This window comes from Pseudomonas sp. NPDC096925 (genome assembly GCF_044762545.1).
In the GTDB taxonomy this organism is placed as follows: Bacteria; Pseudomonadota; Gammaproteobacteria; order Pseudomonadales; family Pseudomonadaceae; genus Aquipseudomonas.
Genome location: NZ_JBIWEM010000018.1, coordinates 1 through 23,875 on the forward strand (window position 1 = coordinate 1; position 23,875 = coordinate 23,875).

Below are 23,875 nucleotides of genomic sequence, written 5' to 3' on the forward strand. Positions count from 1 at the left end.
AGGATGGCACGGGCTTCGCCCGTGTTCGCGGGCAAGCCCGCTCCCACAGGGGGCGCGCCAGCTTTTAGAAATTGAGCAAGACAGTTGCTCCCACATCTGTTTCGGGCCAATTATTCCTGTGCCAGATGGGTGGCAGTCTTGGTGCATGGCTGGAAATGGATGAAGAGCAGCTTTGACCCCTTCGATATCGAAGGGAACAAACAAGGCGGGCAGAGGTGCCCTCGCAGGAGTGACTGGCCCGAAACAGATGTGGGAGCGGGCTTGTCCCGCGAAGCGCCGCGCGGGCGGCGCTCGATCTCACAGGCGCTGAAGATGGCGAGGCATGCATCTGGCACCCCTGATCAAATCCCCCTCCGCCCCCCGTCGCCCTTCCGAAAGTTCCTGTCGCTTTGTCGTCAGAAGCTGTCGCCCCACTGTAAATTTATCTGCAACGTCGTTAGAATCGATCCCTTTCCGTACAACCCCGTGGAGTGATGGCATGGCGGACGTAAAAAAGGTCGTACTGGCGTATTCCGGCGGCCTTGATACTTCGGTGATTCTCAAGTGGCTGCAGGATACCTACAACTGCGAAGTGGTGACCTTCACCGCTGACCTGGGTCAGGGCGAAGAGGTCGAGCCGGCCCGTGCCAAGGCCCAGGCAATGGGCGTTAAAGAGATCTACATCGACGACCTGCGCGAAGAATTCGTACGTGATTTCGTGTTCCCGATGTTCCGCGCCAACACCGTCTACGAGGGCGAGTACCTGCTGGGTACCTCCATCGCCCGTCCGCTGATCGCCAAGCGCCTGATCGAAATCGCCAACGAAACCGGCGCTGACGCCATTTCCCATGGCGCCACCGGCAAAGGCAACGACCAGGTGCGTTTCGAACTGGGCGCCTACGCCCTGAAACCAGGCGTCAAGGTCATCGCCCCATGGCGTGAGTGGGACCTGCTGTCCCGCGAGAAGCTGATGGACTACGCCGAGAAGCACGGCATCCCGATCGAGCGCCACGGCAAGAAGAAGTCGCCGTACTCGATGGACGCCAACCTGCTGCACATCTCCTACGAAGGCGGTGTCCTGGAAGATACCTGGACCGAGCACGAAGAAGACATGTGGCGCTGGAGCGTCTCGCCCGAGAACGCCCCGGACCAGGCTACCTACATCGAGCTGACCTACCGCAACGGTGACATCGTTGCCATCGACGGCGTCGAGAAGACCCCGGCCACCGTCCTGGCCGACCTGAACCGTATCGGTGGTGCCAACGGCATCGGCCGTCTGGATATCGTCGAGAACCGTTACGTCGGCATGAAGTCGCGTGGTTGCTACGAGACCCCTGGTGGCACCATCATGCTCAAGGCCCACCGTGCCATCGAGTCGATCACCCTGGACCGCGAAGTCGCTCACCTGAAGGATGAGCTGATGCCGAAGTATGCCAGCCTGATCTACACCGGCTACTGGTGGAGCCCGGAGCGTCTGATGCTGCAGCAGATGATCGACGCTTCGCAGGTCAACGTGAACGGCGTGGTACGCCTGAAACTGTACAAGGGCAACGTCACCGTGGTTGGCCGCAAGTCGGACGATTCGCTGTTCGATGCCAATATCGCCACCTTCGAGGAAGATGGCGGCGCCTACAACCAGGCGGACGCTGCCGGCTTCATCAAGCTCAACGCCCTGCGTATGCGCATTGCTGCCAACAAGGGCCGCTCGCTGCTCTGATCGCTGGCATGTGCAGTAAAAACCCCGGCCCAGGCCGGGGTTTTTTTTGCCTGTGGAAAGCCTTGGGCATCAATGGCCATCGTTTGCCATCTGACCCTCAAGCACGCTGATCGACAGTTGTGCGCATTGGCGTTTATCCAGGTTGCAAAAGCGCCAGGTGCGCGCTGGCAGAGGCGGTTGGGCAAGGGTGAGCAGCACTTGTTGCTCCATCATGCGATTGGCATCGGGGCCGGAAAACATGAACGTGACAGGCTCGCCCTGTAGCGCTTCGCTGGCATCACTGGGCATTGCAGGTTTGGCCTGGGCGTTCAATGTCGGCGTGTTGTCGTTTGCCGTTCTGTTTGGCGACGGGCTGTAGAAGGACTTGTAATTGAAGTTGAGCGTGAGGAAGAACAGGGCCGTCAGAAAGAACGGGAAGCCCACCAGGAACCAAGTATAGAGATTTTGGCTGGACTCGCTGAGAAACGGCAGTGTGGCAAGGGCAGAGGCTTCGATAATCCCCGCGAAGATGGCAATGATCGTCAGCGGGGCGACAGGTTGTGCTTGGGGCATATGGGCCGTCTCCAGCGATTTTGCCCATCATTACCCTACAGCAACGCTCAACTAAAGACTGGATTGTTTCCCGGGTGAGGAATAATCGGCCGAAATCCTGACAGCCTTGTTTGTTCAGCGTGTTCGCATTGGATAATTCCTCAGGTAATGGCCAGTTTTCAACTGGGCACTTTTGCAGGTGGGTGATACCGTTCATTTCGGTAATAAGGAATTTGATTGTTACAACTACGGTAGTTGTGTGTAGGAATTTTCTGTAAGTGCTGTAGGTTTTATCTGCTCATGTATTTCGCCGGTAAATCACCGCGCCAGCAAGCGTTCTGTCGGTTATCTTGGCGGACCAAAGCAAAAACAATGAATGGATATCGCATGAATAAAGTGCTTATCGTAGATGATCATCCGGTCATACGCTTGGCCGTACGCATGCTGATGGAGCGGCATGGGTATGACGTCGTGGCGGAGACCGACAACGGGGTGGCTGCATTGCAGCTGACACGGCAACACCTGCCGGATATCGTGGTGCTCGATATCGGTATTCCCAAACTGGATGGCCTGGAGGTGATCGCCCGTATGGCGACCTTCAGCCCGGGCAGCAAGGTGCTGGTGCTGACATCGCAGCCCCCAGGCAACTTCTCGATGCGCTGCATGCAGGCGGGGGCGGCGGGCTATGTGTGCAAGCAACAGGAACTCACCGAGCTGCTGAGCGCCATCAAGGCCGTATTGTCGGGCTACAGCTACTTCCCCAACCAGGCTCTGCATCCGTCACGTGGCAGGGGAGGCGGGAGTGAGACAGATATGGTCAACCGCCTCTCGGCGCGCGAGATGACAGTGTTGCAGCAACTGGCACGAGGGCGTTCGAACAAGGAGATTGCCGACAGCATGTTCCTCAGCAACAAGACGGTCAGTACCTACAAGTCGCGTCTGTTGCTCAAGCTCAACGCGCGGTCGCTGGTCGACCTGATCGAGCTGGCGCAACGGCAAGGGTTGAACTGACCGCCAAGGCCGTAAAGCCTCCTGCCTGGAGGCTTTGCCAAGGCTGCTGGTCCCGGGCTACAGATCGTAGTCGAAGTCGGCCAGCTGCTTCTGCAGGCGCCTTTCTTCCAGCATATTGTCGATAGTGCGGCGTTTGCTCAGGTTGGTTTTTGCGGTTTCCACCTGGGGTTCCACATCATCCTCTGCGGCAACAAAATCATCTTCGATCGACAGGTCGTCTTTATCGCTACTCATGAGTCGCTCCAAGCCAAGGGGCCATTGGCCGTCCTTATAACCAGAAAGCAGACGCTGGTAAAAAAGATTTTTTCAATCGTCACAGGTGGTTTCCAGCTATCGACTCAATCGTCGGAGGTCTTGTGCTTGTACTCGCACAGGTCTTCGATCCGGCAACTGCCGCACCGTGGCTTGCGTGCCTGGCACACATAGCGCCCGTGCAGGATCAGCCAGTGGTGGGCGTCGAGCAGGTAATCTTTTGGTACGAACTTGATCAGCTTCTTCTCCACTTCCAGCACCGTCTTGCCTGGCGCAATGCCTGTGCGGTTGCTGACCCGGAAGATATGGGTATCCACCGCCATGGTCGGCTGGCGGAACGCTGTGTTGAGCACTACGTTGGCGGTCTTGCGGCCCACGCCGGGCAGCGCCTCCAGGGCTTCGCGGGTTTGCGGTACCTGGCTGTCATGGCGTTCGATCAGCAGCCGGCAGGCTTCGATGACGTTCTTGGCCTTGCTGTTGTACAAACCAATGGTCTTGATGTACTCGCTCAGGCCTTCGACGCCCAGGGCATAGATGGCCTCGGGGGTGTTGGCGACCGGGAACAGGCGGGCGGTGGCCTTGTTGACGCCGACATCGGTGGACTGCGCGGACAGTGTCACGGCAACCAGCAGTTCGAACGGCGTGGTGTAGGCCAGTTCGGTCTTCGGGTCGGGATTGTCTTCGTGCAGCCTGCGAAAGATCTCCAGGCGTTTGGCGGCATTCATGAAATCAGCGCTTTCCTTGACGACGTGGTTGGGCAGGGCCCGGACGCAGGCGATTGTACAAGGCCAACAGCAGTCCGAGCAGTAGCAAGGCGCCGGGGGCCAGGCTGGCCAGATGCAGGCTGGCACCGTCGGTCAGCCATTGGCGGCTGGCACCGAGCAGCAGGCAGCTGGCAAACAGCGTGCACAGGTGACTGGTGAGCAGGCGCCAGCGCCCTTGATCGGGCAGCAGGTGGTCAGTGGCCAGGCATTGCAGGCATAGCAGTGCGGGATAGTGGCCGAGGGCGAGAGCCGTTGGCAGCAGCCAGGCACGCAGGGCCAGTTGCAGGCAACTGGCCAGGGCCGCCAGCAGCAGCAGGCTGGCCAGCACACGGGGCCAGGTGGTGAGCCGCTGGCGAAGGGGGGCCAGCAACAGTTGGTGAAGGCTGCTCATCAGCACCGCGCACACGCCGATGGTGGCGCCTTCGCTCAGTGTCCGGGTGGCGCCCAGCAGGGGCACAAGGCTTGCGCCCAGCAGGTAGAACCTATTCATGCGTGGGGCCCTCCAGCAGCACGCTGCGCTGCTGATCGAAGTAACTCAGCGCTTCCTGTAGTGCGCCGATCACTGCCCGTGAGGTAACGGTTGCCCCGGCCAACTGGTCAAAGTCGCCCTGGTCGCGCTTCAGCGCCCAGTGATCGCCCAACTGACGGTTGGCAAATTGCCCCAACCAGTTCACCTGCGGATCACCCAGGCGTGCGCCCAGCCCGGGGCTTTCCTGTTGCTCGACCAGCTGGCTGCCGATCAGTCGGCCGTCCGCGGCAATGGCCACGCTCAGCACGATCGGCCCGGCATAGCCCTGGGCCTGGGTGACCAGGATGATGGCGGCCGGTTTGCCCGCCAGGGTGGCCCGGTAAGCTGCCAGGATACGGCTGTTTGGCCGCTGTGCGGCGGGCCTGGGCAGCGGATTGTCGAGTGGCTGGTTGTCGTAACTGCCTTCTGGCAGCACCGCCAGCCGCTGGCGGCTATTCAGTTGTTTCTCGGCGTCGGCGATGGCCGTGCTGGTCCAGTGCCGCCAGGCCAGGGTGGCCGACAGCGCCAGTGCCGCGGTCAGCAGCAGCAGGCCCACATCACGTACCAGGCGCTTCATCGGGCAACCTGCTGGCGCTGCACGGCCAGGCGTTCGAGGCTTGGCGTCATGAGGTTCATCAGCAGGATGGCAAACGCGGTACCGTCCGGGTAGCTGCCCCAGGTGCGGATCAGGTAGATCAGCAGGCCCGCTCCCAGGCCGAACCCTAGCTTCGCCCACTCCTGCCGGGGGCCGGACACCGGTTCGGTGGCAATGAAGAACGCCGCCATCATGGTCGAGCCGGAGAACAGGTGCAGCAGGGGTGAGCCGTTTGAGTCCGAACCCGAGCCATTCCAGCCCAGCAGGCTGAACAGGAGCAACCCTGCCAGCAAACCAACCGGCGCATGCCAGGTGATCACCTTGCGTTGCAGCAGGAACAGGCCGCCCAGCAGGAACGCCAGGTTGACCCATTCGCTGCCCCGCCCACCGATGCTGCCGAAGCCCGGGTGGCTGGCGAACAGCTCTTCGATGGTCAGGCTGCGGTTGTGGCGCAGGCCGTCGAGCAGTGTCGGCCGGGCCCAGGCATCGATCTGCGCGCTGCCGGTGAACACCTGCTGCAGGCTGTCGAGCAGGCCTGGCGCCGGCCCTGGCCAATGGTTCATCTGCAGCGGGAAGCTCAGCAGCGCGAAGGCGTAGCCGACCATGGCCGGGTTGAACAGATTGCGCCCGACCCCGCCAAAGGCCTGTTTGCCGATGCCGATGGCAACACTGGCAGCCACCACCGGCAACCACCACGGCGCCAGGGTGGGCAGGGCGGCGGTCAGCAGCACGGCGGTCACCAGCGCGCTGCCGTCGTTCAGCGCCATGCGCAGCGGTTGTGCTCGCAAAGTGAGCAGCAACGCCTCGCACAGCAGCGCGGCACTCGCGCACAGCAACAGGTTCAGTAGCAAACTCCAGCCATGCAGCCAGAACAGCGTCAGCAAGCCAGGCAGGCAGGCCAGCAACACCAGGCCCATGCTGGTGCGTAGCCGCGGGTCGGGTTTGGCGGTCATTGGGCGAACAGCCCGTTGAAGCCGGAAAACGCCATGGCCATCACCCCGGCACCGAGCAGTTCGATGGGCAGGCCGCGCAGCGCCCCGGGGACGTCGACATGGGCGCTGCGTTGGCGCAGGTCGGCGAACAAGACCAACGCCAGCCAGAAGCCACCGCCGGCCAGCAGGCCTTGCAGCAGCGTGGCGAGCCATGTGCTGTCGTCGCTTGCCTGTTGCAGGGTCAACCCCAGTACTGCCGCATTGCTCAACAGCAACGCAGGCAACTCCGTCATCGGCCAGGTCGGGCGCCACCTTGTCAGCAGCCATGGCACGCCCCAGGCGAGCACGGCCAGCCAGGGCAACAACAGGAACAGGGCAAGGTCCTGAGCCTGCAGCGGGGCAAGCACCACCTGCAACAGCAGCTGCGCGCCGAACATGCCCAAGGCGATGCACAGTGCGCAGGCAAGGCCGTGTACGTGCAGGTGCAGCCTGGGGAGTGGCTGTTGTTGCAGGCACAGGTGATTGACCAGCGCGGCGCTGATCAGGACCAGGATGTAGTCGCTCATGAGATGACGATAGCCGGGAATCGGGGCGATTGTCCGGGTTCCGGAGTCATTGTGGGAGCGGGCGTGCCAGCGAACACCGGCAACGCCAGTGCCATGCACCGCGCAGTCCGTTTCGCGGGCACGCCCGCTCCCACAAGGTCCAGCAGGTTTTGTTACTTGATGCGCTGGCCTGGCTTGGCACCGCTGTCCGGGCTCAGCAGGTAAATCTCCTCACCGCCAGGGCCGGCCGCCATGACCATGCCTTCGGAGACACCAAAGCGCATCTTTCGTGGCTTGAGGTTGGCCACCATCATGGTCAGGCGGCCTTCCAGCTGGGACGGGTCGGGGTAGGCCGACTTGATGCCGGAGAACACGTTGCGGCGCTCGTCACCGATGTCCAGGGTCAGTTGCAGCAGCTTGTCCGCACCCGGTACGGCTTCGGCCTTGACGATCAGCGCCACGCGCAGGTCGACGGCTGCGAAGGTGTCGAACTCGATTTCCGCCGACAGTGGGTCCTTGGCCAGCTCGCCGTTGCCGGCCGGGGCCTTGGCTTCGGCGGCCAGCAGGTCTTCCTTGCTGGCGGCGACCATGGCTTCTACCTTGGCCGGTTCGATGCGGCTCATCAGTGCCTTGAACGGGTTCAGCTGGTGGTTTTCCAGGCGCGACAGGTGGTCGTTCCAGGTCAGCGGGGCCACGTTGAGGAAGGCCTCGGCGTCGGCAGCCAGCACCGGCAGCACCGGCTTGAGGAAGATCACCAGCTGGCGGAACAGGTTGATACCCTGGGCGCAGATGGCCTGCACTTCATCCTGCTTGCCTTCCTGTTTGGCCAGCGACCATGGAGCCTTGTCGGCGATCCAGGCGTTGGCGCGGTCGGCCAGCGCCATGATTTCGCGCATGGCACGGCCGAAGTCGCGGCCTTCATAGGCATCGGCGATCGACGGGGCGGCCGCCAGGAAGGCTTCGGTCAGCTCCGGTGCGGCATCGCCAGCCACCATCACGCCTTCGTTGCCCTTGTGGATGAACCCGGCGCAACGGCTGGCGATGTTGACCACCTTGCCGACCAGGTCGGAGTTGACCTTCTGCACGAAGTCTTCCAGGTTCAGGTCCAGGTCATCGACGCCACGGCCCAGCTTGGCCGCGTAGTAGTAACGCAGGTATTCCGGCTGCAGGTGGTCGAGGTAGGTGCGGGCCTTGATGAAGGTACCGCGCGACTTGGACATCTTGGCGCCGTTCACGGTCAGGTAGCCGTGCACGTTGACTGCGCTCGGCTTGCGGAAGCCGGCGCCTTCGAGCATGGCTGGCCAGAACAGGGCGTGGAAGTTGACGATGTCCTTGCCGATGAAGTGGTACAGCTCGGCCTTGGAGCCTTCGTTCCAGAACGCGTCGAAGTCCAGCTCCGGGCGGCGTGCGCAGAGGTTCTTGAAGCTGGCCATGTAGCCGATCGGCGCATCCAGCCACACGTAGAAGTACTTGCCTGGCTCGCCCGGGATTTCGAAGCCGAAGTATGGCGCGTCGCGGGAGATGTCCCATTCCTGCAGGCCCGAATCGAGCCATTCGGCCAGCTTGTTGGCTACTGCGTCCTGCAGGGTGCCGCTACGGGTCCACTGCTGCAGCATGGCCTGGAAGTCCGGCAGCTTGAAGAAGAAGTGCTGGGAATCACGCAGTACCGGGGTAGCACCGGAAATGGCCGACTTGGGGTTCTTCAGCTCGGTGGGCGCGTAGGTAGCGCCGCATTTTTCGCAGTTGTCGCCGTACTGGTCTTCGGCCGCGCACTTGGGGCAGGTGCCCTTGATGAAGCGGTCGGCGAGGAACATGCCCTTTTCCGGGTCGAAATACTGGGTCACCGAACGGGTGGCGATGTGCCCGGCTTCACGCAGGCGCGTGTAGATCAGGCCCGACAGCTCGCGGTTCTCTTCGCTGTGGGTGGAGTGGAAGTTGTCGAAATCCACCAGGAAGTCGGCGAAGTCGCTGCTGTGCTCGGCCTGGACATTGGCGATCAGCTGTTCCGGAGTGATGCCTTCCTTCTCGGCGCGCAGCATGATGGCCGAACCGTGGGCGTCGTCGGCGCAGACGTAGATGCACTGGTTGCCGCGCAGCTTCTGGAAGCGCACCCACATGTCCGTCTGGATGTACTCCAGCATATGGCCAAGATGGATCGATCCATTGGCATAGGGCAGGGCGCTGGTGACGAGAATCTGGCGTGGCTCGGACATGGTGGCTCGGCTACTTATCTGGCGACGGGGTAAAAATGAGGTTGATCGGCAACTATAAAGGGCTGGCGAATATATTTCACCCAGCAGAAGCATCTGCTGACGATTGACGGGTTAGGATAGGCGTCTGTTTTACATTCAGTTTGCCAATGGGAGTCTCCATGAGTGCCGTCACCCGTGCCGCCGTCGAAGGCGTGCTTCGCCAGTACACCGACCCCTACCTGAACCAGGACCCGGTCAGCGCCGGCTGCGTGCGCGCCATCGATATCCAGGGCGGGCAGGTCAGCGTGCAGTTGCAGCTGGGTTATGCCGCAGGGCTGTTCAAGAACGGCTGGGCCCAGGTGCTGCAGACCGCCATCGGCAACCTCGAGGGCGTCAGCAGTGCCCAGGTGTCGATCGACTGCGTGGTGGCCGCGCACAAGGCCCAGGCCCAGGTGCCGGCCATGGCCAACGTCAAGAACATCATCGCCGTGGCCTCGGGCAAGGGCGGTGTGGGCAAGTCGACCACCGCAGCCAACCTGGCCCTGGCGCTGGCCCGCGAAGGTGCGCGGGTGGGCATTCTCGATGCCGACATCTATGGCCCCAGCCAGGGCGTGATGTTCGGTATCGCCGAAGGTACCCGCCCGCAGATTCGCGAGCAGAAGTGGTTCGTGCCGATCAAGGCCCATGGCGTGGAAGTCATGTCCATGGCGTTCCTCACCGACGACAACACGCCGATGGTCTGGCGTGGCCCGATGGTTTCCGGCGCGCTGCTGCAGCTGGTGACCCAGACTGCCTGGGACGACCTGGATTACCTGGTGATCGACATGCCGCCGGGCACCGGTGACATCCAGCTGACGCTGGCGCAGAAGGTGCCGGTGGCCGGCTCGGTAATCGTCACCACCCCGCAGGACCTGGCCCTGCTGGACGCCAAGAAGGGCGTGGAGATGTTCCGCAAGGTCAACATTCCGGTGCTGGGCGTGGTGGAGAACATGGCTGTGCACATCTGCTCGAACTGCGGCCATGCCGAGCACCTGTTCGGCGAAGGCGGTGGCGAGAAGCTGGCGAGCCAGTATGGTGTCGACCTGCTGGCGTCGTTGCCGCTGTCGATGCTGATCCGCGAGCAGGCCGATAGCGGCAAGCCGACGGCGATTGCCGAGCCGGAAAGCCAGATTGCCATGGTCTATCAGGAGCTGGCCCGTCAGGTGGGTGCGCGGATCGTGCTGCAGGAAGCGGCGGCGCCGGCAATGCCTAGCATTACCATCAGCGAAGATTGACTGGCAGACCGAGTCGCCTGCTTCGCGGGTAAACCCGCTCCCACAGGTACAGCGCTGTTCCTGTGGGAGCGGGTTTACCCGCAAAGAGGCCGACTCGGTCTTTCGGCCAGGCATAAAAAAACCCGCCGGAAGGCGGGTTTTTTGAAAGCAAGGAAGCTTCGATCGACTTAGGCGATCTGAACTTCTTCAGCCTGCATGCCTTTCTGGCCGCGGGTAGCGACGAAAGTAACAGCCTGGCCTTCTTTCAGGGTTTTGAAGCCGTCAGCTTGGATGGCTTTGAAGTGCACGAACAGGTCGTCGCCCGACTGAGGGGTGATGAAGCCGTAGCCTTTCTCATCGTTGAACCACTTAACAACACCGGATTGACGGTTGGACATTTTTCTGTCTCCTTGGACAATTTGATAACGGTCAGGAAAAACCCTGGCCGGGACTGAGCGCAAAGAGAGCAGAAAATTCAGCGATGGGCCGATCAGGATCGTGCATCAAACTAGAGATTCTCGGTGTCACGTGCAGCACAGTGGCGTCACCTTACCCCACTTTCCGCAACCTGCCAATGGTCAGAAGGCGCTTTACGCAAATTCGGATCGACGGCGGCTGCAGCCCCCGCCCGGCGCGGGATGAGGCAAGGAACTTTAACCCGGGCGCGGGGACCGGTAAGATGCGCGTCTGGTTTTTCCCCTCGCAACTCTTCAGGACACCCCGCCATGAGCATCAAATCGGACAAGTGGATTCGCCGCATGGCGCAGGAACACGGCATGATCGAACCGTTCGTCGAGCGCCAGGTGCGCGGCGAACAGGACAGCCGGGTGATCTCCTTCGGCGTCTCCAGCTACGGCTATGACGTGCGCTGCGCCGATGAATTCAAGGTGTTTACCAACATCAACTCGGCCACCGTCGACCCGAAAAACTTCGATGCCGGTAGTTTCGTCGACATCAAGAGCGACGTGTGCATCATCCCGCCGAACTCCTTCGCCCTGGCGCGCACCGTCGAGTATTTCCGCATTCCGCGCGATGTGCTGACCATCTGCCTGGGCAAGAGCACCTACGCCCGTTGCGGCATCATCGTCAACGTCACCCCGCTCGAACCCGAGTGGGAAGGCCACGTGACGCTGGAGTTCTCCAACACCACCACGCTGCCGGCGAAGATCTACGCCAACGAAGGTGTGGCACAGATGCTGTTCCTGCAGTCCGACGAAGAATGCGAAGTGTCGTACAAGGACCGTGGCGGCAAGTACCAGGGCCAGCGCGGCGTCACCCTGCCGCGTACCTGAGCCGACGAGCGCGGGGAATTTCCCCGCGCCTTTGGCACTCCAATGGGTAACGCCGGTGCGCATGATGCGCAACGGCTCTCGCCAGGAGCTGCCAATGAAACTCCACCCCGCAATCAGTGCCAAGCTGGCTGGCCTGCAGCCCAACCACGTCGGTTTGCTGCCATGGTCATTGCTGGCGTACCCGTTGCCTATGCAAGCGGGGGGCGTACCTCACCAGCCAGATCCCGATGACCCGCAGCCACCGGACCCCGGTGAAAAGCCACCTATGGAGCCGGGCGAGCCGACCCTGCCTGACGAGCCGCCACCCGCGCCTGTGGCCTGAGCAACGCGGCAACGGTTTGCCTGGTCAGTTACCCAGCAGATAACCGCTGCGGCATACCTGCTCGCCGGCGACATGGGCGATGACCATGCCGGCAGTTGCCATGCGCCGCACGCTGCGGGCATACAGCAGGCCGGGCTGGCTGTTGTGCACGGCAGTCACCCGGTCGTTGAGTGGGTCGATGACTTCGGCAATCAGCTGGCCGGCCTCAAGATGCTGCCCCGGTCTGGCGTGGTACACCAGTAGCCCCCCCAGTGGCGCTATCACCGGTTCGACGGCGGCCAGCGGCGTGGCCGGGCAGCGCAAGGCGGGCAGGGCGGCTGCGGCACCTTCAATCACCCCCGCGTGGGTCAGGAAGTCGAGGATCGCCTGGCAGTCCTTGCTGGCCAGGTCGTGGCTGACATCTGCCTGGCCACGCAGCTCCACGGTGACCGAGCAGCAGCCCAGCGGGATCGGGAAACGCTTGCCGAAGCGTTGCTGCAACTGCCACCAGACCAGGCTGAAGCATTCATCGAACGACTGCCCGCCCGAGTCGGTGGCCAGCAGGCTGGCCTGGGCTCCCAGATAGCGGGCCAGCGGTTCGATTTGCGGCCAGGCGTCTGGCGTGGTGTACAGGTGTTCGACTGCCTCGAAGTCGCAGTGCAGGTCCAGCACCATGTCGGCATCGCAGGCCAGGCGTTGCAGAATCAGGCGCTGAGCCTGTAGCGGGGTGCGCGCGGGGTGTGCGTCCAGCCCTCGGCGCAGGTATTCGCGGATCAGCTCAAGGTTGTGTGCTGGATCCTCGGTCAGGTGCTGTTCGATCTGGTCGCCGATGTTGTCCGACAGATCGACGAAATTACGGTTGAAGTTTTCTCCGCTTTGCAGCTCGAAACGCCCCAGTGGCGCGTCCAGCAGCACCTGTTCCAGGCCAACCGGGTTGGCTACCGGGACCAGGATGATCTCGCGCTGCAGGCGGCCTTGCTGTTCCAGTTCGCCCAGGTGGCGCTTGAGGTGCCAGGCTACCAGCATGCCGGGCAGCTCGTCGGCATGCAGCGAGGCCTGGATATAGACCTTGCCGCCACCGCGGGGGCCGAAGTGGAAACTGTGCAGTTGGCGCGTGACGCCCGGAACGGGGGAAAGCAGGTCGTGGGTTGAATGGTGCATGGTGGTCCTGGCTGCGTGGCGAAAACGGTCTGCGACACGGGTCGGCACACAGATAGAAGCATAGATTTGCCGCGTCTGCCTCATTCCGGATGTGTTCGGCCGGTACAGGCAACTTGGCTACTGCAGGCGTGCAATGCCTGCCAAGGTCGCCAGGTCATCTGCCTCTTGCACCGGCTTGTCCAGCGGCCATCGCACCCAGGGGAGGGGCGATGGCCATTACTAGTCAGTCACTGCTCAGCGCAAGGACATTTTCCAGCCGGATGCCAAGGCCTCCGCCACGCTGGTCTTTTCTGCGTAGGCGATATTCTTGATCAACCCTCCCTGCACCAGCCTGGGAGATGTGTGGAAGTAGTCCCAGCTGGAGGTACCGTCTTCAATTTGCAGTTCCTGTACATTGACAGGAACTTCAAAGGTGACCGGTGAGGTAACTGCCGGTTTGCAAATTTCAACGTCGATCATGCTGTAGCTTGCATTTTCATCACCGGCCCACAGCTGTAACTCGATGGTGCTGCCATCTGGAATTTCTTGCGTTTCTGGCCAGGAGACTTCGATCTTCAGGGTTTCAGTGGTCATGACGAACATCCTCTAAATGAATGGAAACCGCGTGTTCCGATACAGCACACGCGGTCCGGAGGAGGTTAAAGACCTGGATGGAGGATAAGGAGTTGGAACCTTAACCCTTAGCGAGCCGGTACTAGCGTCAGCCGCTGGTTGCCATACGCTCGCCCGAAGTTCTGCTGCTGCAGCGGCAGGCTCATGAAGCGCCCCTTGAACCAGGCGTCCAGGCCGTCGCTGTAATGCTTGCTGGCCGGGTTACCGGACTGTCCGCTGCTGGTCAGCACCTGCAACGGCTCGGCCTGGCCGAAGTCGACGATCATCCGTGCCGACGCCGGCAGGCGGGTGTCGAAGTCACTGCCCCAGGCGTATGGCGTCAGGGCCAGGGTGGTGAAGTCGCCACCGGCAGCCAGCGGCGAGCGGCTGATGGTATCGCCCAGGCCGTGGTAGGCCGGTGCCGGCCAGCGGTACTGGTGCAGCTTGCCCCACTGCCAGGCGCGGCGGTCGGCACCCAGTTGCGCAGTGCCGGCATCCACTGCGCCAGCCAGGCTGCGGGCCAGGATGGCCGGCTTGTCTTCCTTCTGCGGGGTGCTGCGGTCATCCCAGAACGGGCTGTCGTCGCGGCCCAGCAGGTGGTCTGCCTGTGCCGAGAACGACAACCGCGCATTGCTGACGAAGGCCTGCCAGGCCGGGCCGGATTCCGGGCCCAGGTCGTCGAGGAAGGTTTGCCGGGCCACTTCCTGGAGGAACAGTTCGTACAATGCGGCATCGCTCGATACCGGGCTCAGGCGGCCATCGAAGGCCTTGAGCCGGGCCAGCGCGTCCCGCGCCTTGTCGCGCTGTGCGGCGGGCAGGGCGTCGATGGCCTGCTTGAGTGGCTGGGCCATGCCGGGGGCGTCGAACATCTGCTTGAGCTTGTCGGCCAGCAGGGTGGTCTGGTCGTTCTGCAGGGCCATCAGGCTGCGGCTGTCGTGACGGCCATTGCCGGCCAGCTGGGCCAGACGTTCGGCGCGTTCGGGGTAGTACCAGGTGCTGGACAGCTGCATGCCATAGCCACGCGGCAGGCTGCGCTGGTTGGCGTGGCCGATCCAGCCGGCGGGCGGGTCCTGGTCGTAAGGGTGCAGCATCGGGTCGGCATAGCCGTCCCAGTCGTAGCGCCCGTCCCAGCCCGGCGAGGGCAGCAGGCCCTGGCCTTCGCGGCGGTTGGGGTAGCGCCCACTGACTTGCCAGCCGATGTGCTCGGGTTCGGCAAAGATGAAGTTGAGGGCGGCGGCGGTCACTTCACGGGTACTGTCGAAGGCTCGCTCCACGCTCTTGGCCCGGGTCAGGTCGAACAGTGCATCCAGGCTGCGGTCGCCCTTGAACTGAGGCAGGTTCAGCGCCAGGCCGAGGCTGGCATTGCCTGGCTGGGCCAGCAGGGTGCCGTGGCGGGTGTCGTACATCACCTCGCGCAGTGGGCGCTGGCCGCGGACGAAGAAGGTTTCGCTACGGGCGCGGGCCGGCAGCCATTTGCCGTCGGCCAGGTAGCTCAGCTGGCTGCCCTGCTGGCGCAGTTGCTCCAGGTACAGGTCCTGGTTGTCGGCCATGACCGCGCTGCTGCTCCAGGCCAGCTTGCCGTTGTAGCCGGCCAGCACGATCGGCAGGCCGGGCAACGACAGGCCGGCGACCTGGTACTTGCCGGTGTGGATCTGCACCGGGCTCAGGGCCCAGGCAGCTCGGCTGTCGCTGGCCAGCAGGCTCTTGCCGCTGTGGCTGCGCTGCGGCGCCAGGGCCAGGTTGGCCGAGCCAGGGCTGCCCAGAAGGTCGAGGTCGGCGAGCTTCTGGCTGGCAGCCGCCAGGGCCGGCAGGCCCGGTAACTGGCTGGCCAGGTTCAGGCCCTTGAGCTTGTCCACTTCGGCTTCGGCCAACGGCTCGTCCGGGGCGCCGGGCAGCAGCCAGGCCAGTTTGTCGCTGCCGGCTTTCTGCGCCAGGGCCAGGGCGCTCAGTTCTTCCTGCAGGTTCACCGACTGGCTGAAGGCGTACAGGCTGAAGATCAGGGCCGAGTCTTCGGGCTTCCAGTACTCGGGGCGGTAGCCACTGCTGGCCAGGCCGGCGGGCAGCTTGTCGCGGTAGCGGAACAGGTAGGCGTTGACCCCGCGTGCATACACTTCGAAGAAGCGCTTGAGCCGTGGCGAGGCATCGGCGTACTGCTGGGCGGCGCTCTGCTTGAGGTTGGCCGCGCGCATCAGGCGGTCGATGTCCAGCGCGTCGCTGCCGGCCAGCTCGGCCAGCCGGCCCTGGGCCAGCAGGCGCATGGCGACCATCTGCTCGATGCGGTCGCCGGCGTGCACATAGCCCAGGCTGAACAGGGCGTCATGGAAGCTGCTGCTTTCGATCAGTGGCGCGCCCATGGCGTTGCGCCGTACCGAGACGTTCTGCGCCAGGCCCTTGAGCGGCTGCACGCCGCTGGTCTGTGGCACGCTGTCCTGGTAGCCGCCCGTCTGGCAGCCGGCCAGCCCGAGCATGCCGAGCAGCGTGGCAGCGGTTGCGAACCGCGGGCGGAAGGGAGGAAAGGCGGGGGCGGCCATGACAAGGGCTCCTGCAAGGCGTGGCGGTTTTGGAAAGGCGCTAAGGTAGTTAGCGCGCAGGCGCCGTGCAAGGTCCCTGGGCGCTTTATTTTTTGTGCTTGGCGTGGGGTGTGTGGCGCCTGTGGGATCGAGCGCCGCCCGCACGGCGCATCGCGAGCGAAGCTCGCTCCTACATTTGTTTCGGGCCAATTATTCCTGTGGGATTTGCGCGCGAACGCCTTGGCGCATGGCTCGATATCGCGTCGTACAAACAAGGCGGTCGCGTGCGCTGGCACAGGCGATACTGGCCCGAAACAGATGTAGGAGCGAGCTTCGCTCGCGATGCGCCGCGCGGGCGGCGCTCGATTTACGCACCCTCTCAAAACTCAAGACAGGCACTCAAACCTTGAAATGCTCGGCCACGGCGTCGGAAAAGTGCGTGCAGTTGATGCGCGCATGGCGTTGATAGTCACGGCTGACGGCAAAGGCCGAGCCTGGCATCAACAGCACCTTGTGCTGTTCCAGGCGATGCATGAAGGGCTGCAGGTCGGCCAGTTCGGGGTGGTAGACCCACAGGAACATGCCGCCTTGCGGCGTTATGTCGAACTGCCAGCCACGTTCCCTTAACAACCGTTGGGTCTGGGCCTGCTGGCGGATCAGGCGCTGCTGCAGGTCTTGCATGTGCCGGGCATAGGTGCCGTCGGACAGGATGGTGTTGACGAAGCGTTCGCAAAACGCCGGCACCGCCACGCAGGTCAGCAGTTTCAGGCGTGTCAGCGGCTCTATCAGGTCGGTCGAGCAGGCGATGTAGCCCACGCGCAATGAAGCGGACAGGCATTTGGAGAAGCTGCCGATGTAGATGACCCGCTCAAGGTTGTCCAGTTCGGCAAAGGTCTGGCGCACGCCCGGGCTGAAGTCGCCGTAGACATCATCCTCGACCACGAAGAAGTCGTGTTCCACCGCCAGACGCAAGATGCTGAAGGCATTGTGCGGGCTGATATTGCCGCCGGTCGGGTTGTGGAAGGTGCTGTTGCAGAAGAACGCCTTGACCTTGTGCCTGGCCAGGTGCTCTTTCATGTCTTCCACGTTCGGTCCGTCCTGGGTTCGCCGCACCCCGACCACGTGGCCACCGGCCAACTGGATCAGCTTGATCAGGTTGCCATTGCCGGGCTCGTCGACGAACACGTGATCGCTTGGCTTGATCAGCAACCGCGCCACCAGGTCCAGCGCTTGCGTGGCGCCCAGAGTGGTCAGCAACTGGCCTGGCTGGGCATCGACACGGGTCAGGCGTTTCAAGTGCACGCACAGCTGTTTGCGCATGGGCAGGTAGCCCTGGATGTCGCCATATTCCGCCAGCGAACTCTGCTCCAGCCGCGCCGTGCGCCGAATCGCCTTGGCCAGCAGCTCGGTGTCACGCCAGGCGGGTGGCAGCCAGCCGCTGCCCAGTTTGGTGTAGTGCTGGCCCCCCTGCAGCAGCCTGAACAATGGGTCGCCGGCCATGCCTGTGGGCGCATCCACCGTGCCGGTTTGCCGTGTATGGCTGGCGACGAAGTAGCCGCGGCCAGGAATGGCGGTCAACACACCTTCGCTGACCAGCCGGGCATAGCTGGAGACGACATCGTGGTAACTGCAGTTGACCGCCGCCTTCAGCTTGCGGATGGACGGCATGCGCTGCCCAGGCAGCCATTCGCCGGCTTCAAGGCGCTGTTTCAACTGGTCATGAAGGCTATGCGGGCGCATGTCGGGTCCTGCAACTGTTAGAAAAAATAGCCTAACAGTTAACCGGAAAGCGCGTCGACTGTTCGCATTTCAGAGCGCGGCAGATGCGACCATGCAGCTGTCGGCACTTTTCGCGATGTCGAAATCACCCCGTCCACCTACCGTGAGCACACGCTATGTCGAGCACACTACCGCGGCGCACTTATCTGTTTTTCACCGCGCAATCGATCAATCTGACGACTGCGGTCATGTCCGTGACCATGGCGGCCATTGTCGGGGCGGCACTGGCACCTGCCGCCACGTGGTCCACGGTGCCTTACGGTTTTCAGTTTCTCTGCATGATGCTGGCTACCTACCCGGTCTCCGGGCTGATGAGCCGTATCGGCCGCAAGCGGGCGTTCATGCTGGGCTCGATACCTTTGGCGGTGTCCGGCATCACCGGCTATCTGGCCGTGCTGTACCAGCACTTCCCGACGCTGGTGGTCAGTCATTCGGCATTGGGCATCTACATTGCGTTTGCCAACTTCAACCGCTTCGCGGCCACCGACAATCTGGCCCAGAACCTGAAGCCAAGAGCGCTTTCGCTGGTCGTGGCAGGTGGGGTGATCGCTGCCGTGGTCGGGCCGGCGCTCACCGAATGGCTGCGCGACCTTGGCGGGTATCCGTTGTTTTCGCTGTGTTACGCCGCCTTTGTCGGCCTGGCGGTGATGTCCTTGCTGATAGCGGTTTGCCTGCCCGACGACAGCGGTATCGCCGATACCGACCGTGCAGCGAAACCGGCTGGTACAGCCGCTGAGCCGCTGAGCCCGGTGGTCGCCTTGGCCATGGCAGTGGCCGCGCTGGGCTACGGAATCATGAATTTGCTGATGATCCAGGCGTCGATGCACATGAAACACATGCATGAGGACTTTTCCGACGTTCGCCTGGCGATTCAATGGCATGTGATTGCCATGTTCGCCCCGTCGTTCTTCACTGGCGCCATCATCCACAAGCTCGGGATCAGGGCCACCATCTGTCTAGGCCTGGGCCTGTTGATCGGTTGCACGGCCATGAACATATGGTCGCACAGCTACGCGATGATGACCTTGGCGCTGATAGCCCTCGGTCTGGGCTGGAACCTGACCTACGTGGGTGGAGGGGCGCTGTTGGCGCAAACGCTGCAAAACAGCCCGGCTGCGATGCAGATGCAGGGGAAAAACGATCTGGCCATTGCGGTGTTCGCGACCATTGGCGCATTCAGCCCGTCGCTGTTGCTGGGCTCGGTCGGCTGGGACGGCACCAATGCCATTTGCATGGCCCTGTGCATCGTGCTGCTCATGGCCACCGCCGGGGTGCTGCAGCGCAAGGTAGCCGGGCCTGCAAGGGCCAGCTAGGCAGGAAGGCCCCGACTACCCACAGCGCGGCCCGTAGCAGGGACGCGCAAGTGCTGTTCAGGTCAGGCGCCGTGGCACTTCTTGAACTTTTTCTGGCTACCGCACGGGCAAGGGTCGTTACGGCCAACGTCTTTCAGGGCGTTGCGTACCGGCTCCTGGTGGCCGTGGTTGCAGTGCGGGCCGTGTACATGGCCATGATCGTGGTGGTGATCATGATCGTGGTTGCAGTCAGGGCCATGAACGTGGGGTTGTTGGGACATTGCAGGGTTACTCCGGGTTGTAATCGCCGGGGATTATCTCACCACTGCGCGACAAGTGCAGGTCCCGATGGATGAGCAACCCGGTCGCCAGCTCGCCCTGCAGGTTGTAATGCAACGGTTGCTCGCTTTTCAGCAGCTTGGCCAGCGGTTTCAGGTGCTGCCACAGGTTGGTCCGCGCGGTGATCTTGAAGGTGCGCCGGGCATGCCCGCCGACACTGCGCCACAGGCTGGTTTCATCCTGCACCAGCAACAGGTCGTTGAGGCGTATGGCATACGACAGGTTGCGGATGAACAGGCGGCTGTCATTGGGGTTGTCGACCCGCAGGTGCAGCACGAACTCCTGCTCCAGCAACCTGGCCTTGACTGTCTCCACCTTGACCAGGTGCACCTCGGGCTCGCGCCAGTCATCACCGCCCCAGCTGGCGCAGCCCGCCAGCAGTGCCAGCCATGCCATCAGGGCGGCGAACAGCAGCGGGCGGGGGCGGGCGATCATGTTCAGCTACCCACGTAACTGGCGCAGCATTTCTTGAACTTCTGGCCGCTGGCGCAGGGGCAGGGGTCGTTGCGCCCGGCCTTGAGCCCGACCGTGGGGTCGATGAAGTACCAGCGCCCGGCATGCTGGACGAATGCCGAGCGCTCGCGGTGCTGATGGTCGCCCTCCTGGTCGTGCCAGCGAGCGGTAAAGGTGACGAAACCGTGCTCCGGCTGGCCGCCCAGCACTTCTGCGCTTTCCACCTCCAGGCCCAGCCAGGTGCTCTGGGCACTCCAGGCGGCCATGGCGGCGCGGTCCAGGCCGGCTTGCTGGGCCGGCAGGGTGGTGGCCACCAGGTAGTCGACCAGGCCCAGCACGTAGGCACTGTAGCGCGAGCGCATCAGGGCCTGGGCATCCGGTGCCGGGGTGCCGGCATGGTAATGCCCGCAGCAGGCTTCGAGCAGGTTGCCACTGCCACAAGGGCAGACCGAGACACTCATCATCACCACCAGTACTTGCCGAAGTTTTCAGGGTTGGCCCAGAACTTGGCGTTGAGCCAGTCCGGTACCTGTTTGTAGTCATGTAGATCATAGGTGAACAGGCTCAACACCTGCTGGTCACGGCGGAATTTCTCGCTGGCCGACAGGGCCAGGGCAAAGAAATCGGTGTCTTGCCAGCCACAGGCGGCCAGGTCGGTCAGCACCGCGACCCGGCTGGCATTGAGGTTGCGAATGCCACCGAGCAGTTCCAGGCCGGTGCGTTTGGGCAGGTGCTCCAGGCAGTCCACCAGTACCGCCAGGTCAAAGCGCTGGGCTGCCAGTTCGGCCGGTAGCGGGCCTGGGGCGGCAGTGGCGATGGTTACCTGTGGGTGCGCCTGGGCGAAAGCGTCCAGCGCCGGGAAGCGCGTGCCTACCAGCAGCAGGCGTTGCGGGGTGAAGCGCTCCAGCAGGGCCGCCAGGGCCTGCTGCGGGGTGCGCTGGGAAAAACCGTCGGTCATTGGCAATCCTCGTTGAAGTCGTCCAAGACTAGCGGGCCGCAGCGTGCGGGCAAAGAGGCATGTGACCGTGTCGTGGCTTATTGGTGGCAGGGATCAAATGCTCGGTCTTTACTCCCAGAGATCGGCCTTATGCCGATTCCCCCTAGGAGAAGCAATGAAATGAGCATAGTACGCACAGCGATACCCCTGGTCCTGCTCACCAGTGTGTTGACTGGTTGTGCAGGTTTGCAAAAGACCGACTGGCCGAAATGTGCTGCCGTCGGGGGTGTAGGCGGCGCTGCCCTGGGCGCCATCGAGAGTTCCAGCTGGGCTGGCTGGGGCGCGTTGCTGGGCGGTGGCCTGGCGGCGGGCTATTGCTGGGCCCATGGCGATGGTGACGAGGATGGCGACGGCGTGCCGGACAGCCGTGACAAGTGCCCTGGCACCCCGCGTGGTGTGCAGGTGGATGCCAACGGTTGCCCGCCGCAGCCGGCTGCGGTGGTGGAGGAAGTGGTGGTGCAGAAGGAAGAAGTCATCGTCATCCGCGATGTGCACTTCGAGTTTGACTCTGCGCGCCTGACCGCCAGCGACAAGGAGCGCCTGAACACCATTGCCACGCGCCTGAAGCAGGAAGCGCCGTCTGCCCGCCTGAGCGTAAGCGGCCATACCGACAGCGTCGGCTCCGACAGCTACAACCAGAAACTGTCCGAGCGCCGTGCCCACTCGGTGACCGATTACCTGGTCGAGAGCGGTGTGCCGCGCAGCAGCTTCGTGTCGGTGGTCGGTGCCGGTGAAACCCAGCCGGTGGCCGACAACGCCACGGCCGACGGGCGTGCCATGAACCGCCGTACCGAGATCAAGATCCAGCGGTAGAACGGCGTGCGCCCGTGCCTTGAGCAGTGGCACGGGCGTGCCTTGACGGCGGTCAGCCGTTCGTGGCCAATGACACAGGAGCATTCAGCATGAGTGTGACGTCGAAGGCGGCGCTGCCGCTGTTGGTGGCTGCCAGCCTGCTCACGGGCTGCGCCACCCACAGCGATGGCAGCGCGCCCCTCAACCAAAGGACCTGGCCCATCTGCAGCCTGCTCGGCGGCCTGGTCGGTGGTGGCCTGGGGGCCATCGAAAGTTCAAGCTGGGCGGCCGGCGGCGGTGCCCTTGGTGCCATTGCCGGGGGCCTGATCTGTTACGCCCAGGATGGTGACGAAGATGGCGACGGCATTTTCGACCGCCGCGATCGTTGCCCCGATACCCCTGCCAACACTACGGTCGACCACATGGGTTGCCCGTTGAAAGTGTACCCTGCATCGCCGCCTGCCACTGAACCTGAACCCTCGGCAGAGGTGATCATCCTGGATGACAACGGCGCAGTGATGTTCGCCTTCGACTCCGCCGAGCTGACCCCGGCGGCCCAACAGCGCCTGCAGGGCCTGGTGGCGAAACTCGATTCACCGACGGTGACCAAGGTCAGCGTGATCGGGCATACCGACAACGTAGGCTCCGACAGCTATAACCAGGCGCTTTCCGAGCGCCGCGCCGGCAGCGTGGCCGAGTACTTGATCGGCCAGGGGCTGGCGCCGGGCAAGGTCACCAGTCAGGGGCGCGGCGAGAGTGAACCGCTTACCGACAACGAAAGCGAGGAGGGCCGCGCCCGCAACCGACGGGTGGAGCTGCACCTCAACTGAGCGGTGCTGGCGCCTGCCTTGGCATTGCAGTTAATGTTGGTCGCACGGCCCGCTCGAACGGGCCGTCTGGACATAACAACAATCCATGGGGGCGGGGTATGAAGTTCATCCTGGGCCTGGGCAAGGTCCTGACAGTCGCTTTCTGGGGTGTGGTGTTGTTCAATCAGTTGATGCCACAACCTTTGCCCTTCAACCTGCTGATCAACGCCGCGGGCATCGCCTTGCTGGGCCTGCACCTGCTCGAAGTGCTGTTCTTCAATGGCAGCTTGCGCGGGCGCAGCCACCGCTGGTTCGATCGTCTGCAGATCCTGTTGACGGGTATCTTCCATGTCATGTCCATTCCCCGTGCGCAGGAGGCGCCGCGAAATGCGTAATCTGATGTTGCTGGCCATGTTGGCCGCTCCCCTGGCCCAGGCCGAAAGCCTGGTGGTCGCTGCCAACTCCATGCTGCGCCTGCCCGACAAGTCGGCCAGCGTGCACCTTGCGCACCTGCGTGTCGCTGACGCCGCAACCCTGCTGCTGCCTGCCTCGCTCGCGGAACTGAAGGTCGACCAGCTGGAACTGGGGCGCGATGCGCGTATCGCCATTGCACCGTCCGATAGCCCGTTGCTGATCGAGGCGCGCAGCGCGCGGCTGGGTGAGGGCAGCGAATTCAGTGCGCCGGGGGCGGCAGGCACCTACCAGCGGGGAGCCCGGTCGGGTCGCAGCCTGGACCTGAAACTGGCTGAAGTGGATGCCGAGCGGCTGGCGATCGATGCCCGTGGCGGTGCCGGTGCGCCGGGTTACGTGGGGCTCGATGGCGCCAACGGCCAGGCCGGTGGCTGCACCTGGGGCCAGGCCAGCCGCGGTGCCAATGGCGATGACGGCGGCAACGGGCACGATGGCGCGCCGGGTGGGCGCATCCGCCTGAGCGTGCCGCAGGGCTTCCCGCAGGAGCGCATCGTGGTGCGCCTGGACGGTGGTGCACCGGGCAAGGCCGGGGCTGCTGGCAAGGCCGGTAAAGGCGGGGCGAGCAAGGGCTGCCTGGTGTACCGCACCGACGCCGGTGCCAATGGCCGCCCGGGGCAGCCGGGCCAGCCCGGGTTGGCGGGGGCAGCGGGCGAACTGATCCTGCAGCGCCTGTGAAACCTGTACGGCCCTATCGCCGGCAAGCCATGGGCAGTACCTGTGGGAGCAACTGTCTTGCTCAATTTCTAAAAGCTGGCGCGCCCCCTGTGGGAGCGGGCTTGCCCGCGAACACGGGCGAAGCCCGTGCCATC

The 23,875-nt window shown here is 63.4% G+C and carries 27 protein-coding genes; 10 read left to right on the top strand and 17 right to left on the bottom strand.

The window, feature by feature from the left end:
- Positions 1-478: 478 nt before the first annotated feature.
- Positions 479-1,696, top strand: coding sequence for an argininosuccinate synthase (locus ACIQYU_RS26115; protein ID WP_013973956.1), 1,218 nt, complete (start codon positions 479-481; stop codon positions 1,694-1,696).
- Positions 1,697-1,765: 69 nt separating this feature from the next.
- Here ACIQYU_RS26115 and ACIQYU_RS26120 read toward each other — a convergent pair whose 3' ends face one another.
- Entirely contained in the window at positions 1,766-2,248 is a 483-nt protein-coding gene (locus ACIQYU_RS26120; protein WP_207832931.1) for a hypothetical protein, read from the bottom strand.
- 366 nt (positions 2,249-2,614) lie between these two features.
- Between ACIQYU_RS26120 and ACIQYU_RS26125 the strand changes: the two genes are divergently transcribed.
- Entirely contained in the window at positions 2,615-3,238 is a 624-nt protein-coding gene (locus ACIQYU_RS26125) for a response regulator transcription factor (RefSeq protein ID WP_207832929.1), read from the top strand.
- 57 nt (positions 3,239-3,295) lie between these two features.
- Here the strand turns inward: ACIQYU_RS26125 and ACIQYU_RS26130 are convergent, their stop codons facing one another.
- The 7 genes from ACIQYU_RS26130 to metG form a co-directional block, all read right to left on the bottom strand.
- Positions 3,296-3,472: a PA3496 family putative envelope integrity protein gene (locus tag ACIQYU_RS26130; RefSeq protein ID WP_207832927.1), complete on the bottom strand. Its 177-nt coding sequence runs from the start codon at positions 3,470-3,472 to the stop codon at positions 3,296-3,298.
- Between the two features lie 104 nt (positions 3,473-3,576).
- Complete coding sequence (gene nth, locus ACIQYU_RS26135) at positions 3,577-4,215, bottom strand: endonuclease III (RefSeq protein WP_013973953.1); 639 nt, start codon at positions 4,213-4,215, stop codon at positions 3,577-3,579.
- A gap of 4 nt (positions 4,216-4,219) precedes the next feature.
- Complete coding sequence (locus ACIQYU_RS26140; RefSeq protein WP_207832925.1) at positions 4,220-4,744, bottom strand: Rnf-Nqr domain containing protein; 525 nt, start codon at positions 4,742-4,744, stop codon at positions 4,220-4,222.
- Positions 4,737-5,339 (bottom strand): RnfABCDGE type electron transport complex subunit G, encoded by a 603-nt coding sequence (locus ACIQYU_RS26145; RefSeq protein ID WP_207832923.1) that lies wholly within the window; start codon positions 5,337-5,339, stop codon positions 4,737-4,739. Before ACIQYU_RS26145 ends, ACIQYU_RS26140 begins: the two co-directional genes overlap by 8 nt.
- On the bottom strand, positions 5,336-6,310 hold the full coding sequence (locus tag ACIQYU_RS26150; RefSeq protein ID WP_207832921.1) for an RnfABCDGE type electron transport complex subunit D: 975 nt from the start codon (positions 6,308-6,310) through the stop codon (positions 5,336-5,338). Before ACIQYU_RS26150 ends, ACIQYU_RS26145 begins: the two co-directional genes overlap by 4 nt.
- Complete coding sequence (locus ACIQYU_RS26155; protein WP_207832919.1) at positions 6,307-6,855, bottom strand: Rnf-Nqr domain containing protein; 549 nt, start codon at positions 6,853-6,855, stop codon at positions 6,307-6,309. The genes ACIQYU_RS26150 and ACIQYU_RS26155 overlap by 4 nt, the downstream gene beginning before the upstream one ends.
- A gap of 152 nt (positions 6,856-7,007) precedes the next feature.
- On the bottom strand, positions 7,008-9,047 hold the full coding sequence (gene metG, locus ACIQYU_RS26160; RefSeq protein WP_063913130.1) for a methionine--tRNA ligase: 2,040 nt from the start codon (positions 9,045-9,047) through the stop codon (positions 7,008-7,010).
- Positions 9,048-9,205: 158 nt separating this feature from the next.
- On the opposite strand from metG, the gene apbC reads away from it, so the two are divergent.
- Positions 9,206-10,300, top strand: coding sequence for an iron-sulfur cluster carrier protein ApbC (gene apbC, locus ACIQYU_RS26165; protein WP_016713757.1), 1,095 nt, complete (start codon positions 9,206-9,208; stop codon positions 10,298-10,300).
- A gap of 167 nt (positions 10,301-10,467) precedes the next feature.
- On the opposite strand, the gene ACIQYU_RS26170 is transcribed toward apbC, so the two are convergent.
- Positions 10,468-10,677 (bottom strand): cold-shock protein, encoded by a 210-nt coding sequence (locus ACIQYU_RS26170; RefSeq protein ID WP_003254922.1) that lies wholly within the window; start codon positions 10,675-10,677, stop codon positions 10,468-10,470.
- Between the two features lie 327 nt (positions 10,678-11,004).
- Between ACIQYU_RS26170 and dcd the strand changes: the two genes are divergently transcribed.
- Together dcd and ACIQYU_RS26180 are read left to right on the top strand one after the other, a co-directional pair.
- Positions 11,005-11,571: a dCTP deaminase gene (gene dcd / locus ACIQYU_RS26175; RefSeq protein ID WP_003258001.1), complete on the top strand. Its 567-nt coding sequence runs from the start codon at positions 11,005-11,007 to the stop codon at positions 11,569-11,571.
- A gap of 94 nt (positions 11,572-11,665) precedes the next feature.
- The gene (locus ACIQYU_RS26180; RefSeq protein ID WP_063913128.1) at positions 11,666-11,893 is read left to right on the top strand and encodes a hypothetical protein; all 228 of its coding nucleotides are present in this window, start codon (positions 11,666-11,668) and stop codon (positions 11,891-11,893) included.
- A gap of 24 nt (positions 11,894-11,917) precedes the next feature.
- On the opposite strand, the gene ACIQYU_RS26185 is transcribed toward ACIQYU_RS26180, so the two are convergent.
- The 4 genes from ACIQYU_RS26185 to ACIQYU_RS26200 form a co-directional block, all read right to left on the bottom strand.
- On the bottom strand, positions 11,918-13,033 hold the full coding sequence (locus tag ACIQYU_RS26185; protein ID WP_207832917.1) for a succinylglutamate desuccinylase/aspartoacylase family protein: 1,116 nt from the start codon (positions 13,031-13,033) through the stop codon (positions 11,918-11,920).
- Between the two features lie 234 nt (positions 13,034-13,267).
- Entirely contained in the window at positions 13,268-13,606 is a 339-nt protein-coding gene (locus ACIQYU_RS26190; RefSeq protein ID WP_207832914.1) for a hypothetical protein, read from the bottom strand.
- A gap of 107 nt (positions 13,607-13,713) precedes the next feature.
- Positions 13,714-16,155 carry a penicillin acylase family protein gene (locus ACIQYU_RS26195; RefSeq protein WP_207832912.1) on the bottom strand — a complete coding sequence of 814 codons (2,442 nt, stop codon included), beginning with the start codon at positions 16,153-16,155 and terminating at the stop codon, positions 13,714-13,716.
- A gap of 378 nt (positions 16,156-16,533) precedes the next feature.
- Positions 16,534-17,874: a PLP-dependent aminotransferase family protein gene (locus tag ACIQYU_RS26200; RefSeq protein WP_402802763.1), complete on the bottom strand. Its 1,341-nt coding sequence runs from the start codon at positions 17,872-17,874 to the stop codon at positions 16,534-16,536.
- 155 nt (positions 17,875-18,029) lie between these two features.
- On the opposite strand from ACIQYU_RS26200, the gene ACIQYU_RS26205 reads away from it, so the two are divergent.
- Positions 18,030-19,226, top strand: a complete 1,197-nt coding sequence (locus tag ACIQYU_RS26205) for an MFS transporter (protein ID WP_207832908.1) — start codon at positions 18,030-18,032, stop codon at positions 19,224-19,226.
- 62 nt (positions 19,227-19,288) lie between these two features.
- Here the strand turns inward: ACIQYU_RS26205 and ACIQYU_RS26210 are convergent, their stop codons facing one another.
- From ACIQYU_RS26210 to ACIQYU_RS26225, 4 genes are read right to left on the bottom strand one after another with little or no spacing between them, the layout of a single operon-like run.
- Positions 19,289-19,486 carry an SEC-C metal-binding domain-containing protein gene (locus ACIQYU_RS26210; RefSeq protein WP_003258907.1) on the bottom strand — a complete coding sequence of 66 codons (198 nt, stop codon included), beginning with the start codon at positions 19,484-19,486 and terminating at the stop codon, positions 19,289-19,291.
- A 7-nt stretch (positions 19,487-19,493) separates the two neighbouring features.
- Positions 19,494-19,979, bottom strand: coding sequence for an LEA type 2 family protein (locus tag ACIQYU_RS26215; RefSeq protein WP_207832906.1), 486 nt, complete (start codon positions 19,977-19,979; stop codon positions 19,494-19,496).
- A 2-nt stretch (positions 19,980-19,981) separates the two neighbouring features.
- Positions 19,982-20,458 carry a YchJ family protein gene (locus tag ACIQYU_RS26220; RefSeq protein WP_063913121.1) on the bottom strand — a complete coding sequence of 159 codons (477 nt, stop codon included), beginning with the start codon at positions 20,456-20,458 and terminating at the stop codon, positions 19,982-19,984.
- Between the two features lie 2 nt (positions 20,459-20,460).
- Positions 20,461-20,955: a DUF6231 family protein gene (locus ACIQYU_RS26225; protein ID WP_207832904.1), complete on the bottom strand. Its 495-nt coding sequence runs from the start codon at positions 20,953-20,955 to the stop codon at positions 20,461-20,463.
- A gap of 159 nt (positions 20,956-21,114) precedes the next feature.
- Here ACIQYU_RS26225 and ACIQYU_RS26230 point away from each other — a divergent pair, with 159 nt between their 5' ends.
- The 4 genes from ACIQYU_RS26230 to ACIQYU_RS26245 all read left to right on the top strand — a co-directional run bounded on the left by ACIQYU_RS26230 (position 21,115) and on the right by ACIQYU_RS26245 (position 23,741).
- Positions 21,115-21,807 (top strand): OmpA family protein, encoded by a 693-nt coding sequence (locus ACIQYU_RS26230; protein ID WP_063913119.1) that lies wholly within the window; start codon positions 21,115-21,117, stop codon positions 21,805-21,807.
- 89 nt (positions 21,808-21,896) lie between these two features.
- Positions 21,897-22,616: an OmpA family protein gene (locus ACIQYU_RS26235; RefSeq protein ID WP_402802766.1), complete on the top strand. Its 720-nt coding sequence runs from the start codon at positions 21,897-21,899 to the stop codon at positions 22,614-22,616.
- Positions 22,617-22,714: 98 nt separating this feature from the next.
- The gene (locus ACIQYU_RS26240; RefSeq protein ID WP_051100302.1) at positions 22,715-22,990 is read left to right on the top strand and encodes a DUF1145 domain-containing protein; all 276 of its coding nucleotides are present in this window, start codon (positions 22,715-22,717) and stop codon (positions 22,988-22,990) included.
- Positions 22,983-23,741 (top strand): collagen-like protein, encoded by a 759-nt coding sequence (locus ACIQYU_RS26245; protein WP_207832900.1) that lies wholly within the window; start codon positions 22,983-22,985, stop codon positions 23,739-23,741. The genes ACIQYU_RS26240 and ACIQYU_RS26245 overlap by 8 nt, the downstream gene beginning before the upstream one ends.
- Positions 23,742-23,875: the final 134 nt, after the last annotated feature.

Bases quoted from the DNA above. Each gene is read 5' to 3' on its own strand.
- ACIQYU_RS26245 (WP_207832900.1), top strand. From the start codon at position 22,983: ATGCGTAATCTGATGTTGCTGGCCATGTTGGCCGCTCCCCTGGCCCAG.
- ACIQYU_RS26220 (WP_063913121.1), bottom strand. From the start codon at position 20,458: ATGAGTGTCTCGGTCTGCCCTTGTGGCAGTGGCAACCTGCTCGAAGCC.
- ACIQYU_RS26190 (WP_207832914.1), bottom strand. From the start codon at position 13,606: ATGACCACTGAAACCCTGAAGATCGAAGTCTCCTGGCCAGAAACGCAA.
- ACIQYU_RS26230 (WP_063913119.1), top strand. From the start codon at position 21,115: ATGAGCATAGTACGCACAGCGATACCCCTGGTCCTGCTCACCAGTGTG.
- ACIQYU_RS26210 (WP_003258907.1), bottom strand. From the start codon at position 19,486: ATGTCCCAACAACCCCACGTTCATGGCCCTGACTGCAACCACGATCAT.
- ACIQYU_RS26170 (WP_003254922.1), bottom strand. From the start codon at position 10,677: ATGTCCAACCGTCAATCCGGTGTTGTTAAGTGGTTCAACGATGAGAAA.
- ACIQYU_RS26145 (WP_207832923.1), bottom strand. From the start codon at position 5,339: ATGAAGCGCCTGGTACGTGATGTGGGCCTGCTGCTGCTGACCGCGGCA.
- ACIQYU_RS26240 (WP_051100302.1), top strand. From the start codon at position 22,715: ATGAAGTTCATCCTGGGCCTGGGCAAGGTCCTGACAGTCGCTTTCTGG.
- ACIQYU_RS26225 (WP_207832904.1), bottom strand. From the start codon at position 20,955: ATGACCGACGGTTTTTCCCAGCGCACCCCGCAGCAGGCCCTGGCGGCC.
- metG (WP_063913130.1), bottom strand. From the start codon at position 9,047: ATGTCCGAGCCACGCCAGATTCTCGTCACCAGCGCCCTGCCCTATGCC.
- ACIQYU_RS26235 (WP_402802766.1), top strand. From the start codon at position 21,897: ATGAGTGTGACGTCGAAGGCGGCGCTGCCGCTGTTGGTGGCTGCCAGC.
- ACIQYU_RS26125 (WP_207832929.1), top strand. From the start codon at position 2,615: ATGAATAAAGTGCTTATCGTAGATGATCATCCGGTCATACGCTTGGCC.
- ACIQYU_RS26155 (WP_207832919.1), bottom strand. From the start codon at position 6,855: ATGAGCGACTACATCCTGGTCCTGATCAGCGCCGCGCTGGTCAATCAC.
- apbC (WP_016713757.1), top strand. From the start codon at position 9,206: ATGAGTGCCGTCACCCGTGCCGCCGTCGAAGGCGTGCTTCGCCAGTAC.
- ACIQYU_RS26130 (WP_207832927.1), bottom strand. From the start codon at position 3,472: ATGAGTAGCGATAAAGACGACCTGTCGATCGAAGATGATTTTGTTGCC.
- ACIQYU_RS26180 (WP_063913128.1), top strand. From the start codon at position 11,666: ATGAAACTCCACCCCGCAATCAGTGCCAAGCTGGCTGGCCTGCAGCCC.
- ACIQYU_RS26205 (WP_207832908.1), top strand. From the start codon at position 18,030: ATGTCGAGCACACTACCGCGGCGCACTTATCTGTTTTTCACCGCGCAA.
- ACIQYU_RS26115 (WP_013973956.1), top strand. From the start codon at position 479: ATGGCGGACGTAAAAAAGGTCGTACTGGCGTATTCCGGCGGCCTTGAT.
- dcd (WP_003258001.1), top strand. From the start codon at position 11,005: ATGAGCATCAAATCGGACAAGTGGATTCGCCGCATGGCGCAGGAACAC.
- nth (WP_013973953.1), bottom strand. From the start codon at position 4,215: ATGAATGCCGCCAAACGCCTGGAGATCTTTCGCAGGCTGCACGAAGAC.
- ACIQYU_RS26140 (WP_207832925.1), bottom strand. From the start codon at position 4,744: ATGAATAGGTTCTACCTGCTGGGCGCAAGCCTTGTGCCCCTGCTGGGC.
- ACIQYU_RS26120 (WP_207832931.1), bottom strand. From the start codon at position 2,248: ATGCCCCAAGCACAACCTGTCGCCCCGCTGACGATCATTGCCATCTTC.
- ACIQYU_RS26195 (WP_207832912.1), bottom strand. From the start codon at position 16,155: ATGGCCGCCCCCGCCTTTCCTCCCTTCCGCCCGCGGTTCGCAACCGCT.
- ACIQYU_RS26215 (WP_207832906.1), bottom strand. From the start codon at position 19,979: ATGATCGCCCGCCCCCGCCCGCTGCTGTTCGCCGCCCTGATGGCATGG.
- ACIQYU_RS26150 (WP_207832921.1), bottom strand. From the start codon at position 6,310: ATGACCGCCAAACCCGACCCGCGGCTACGCACCAGCATGGGCCTGGTG.
- ACIQYU_RS26185 (WP_207832917.1), bottom strand. From the start codon at position 13,033: ATGCACCATTCAACCCACGACCTGCTTTCCCCCGTTCCGGGCGTCACG.
- ACIQYU_RS26200 (WP_402802763.1), bottom strand. From the start codon at position 17,874: ATGCGCCCGCATAGCCTTCATGACCAGTTGAAACAGCGCCTTGAAGCC.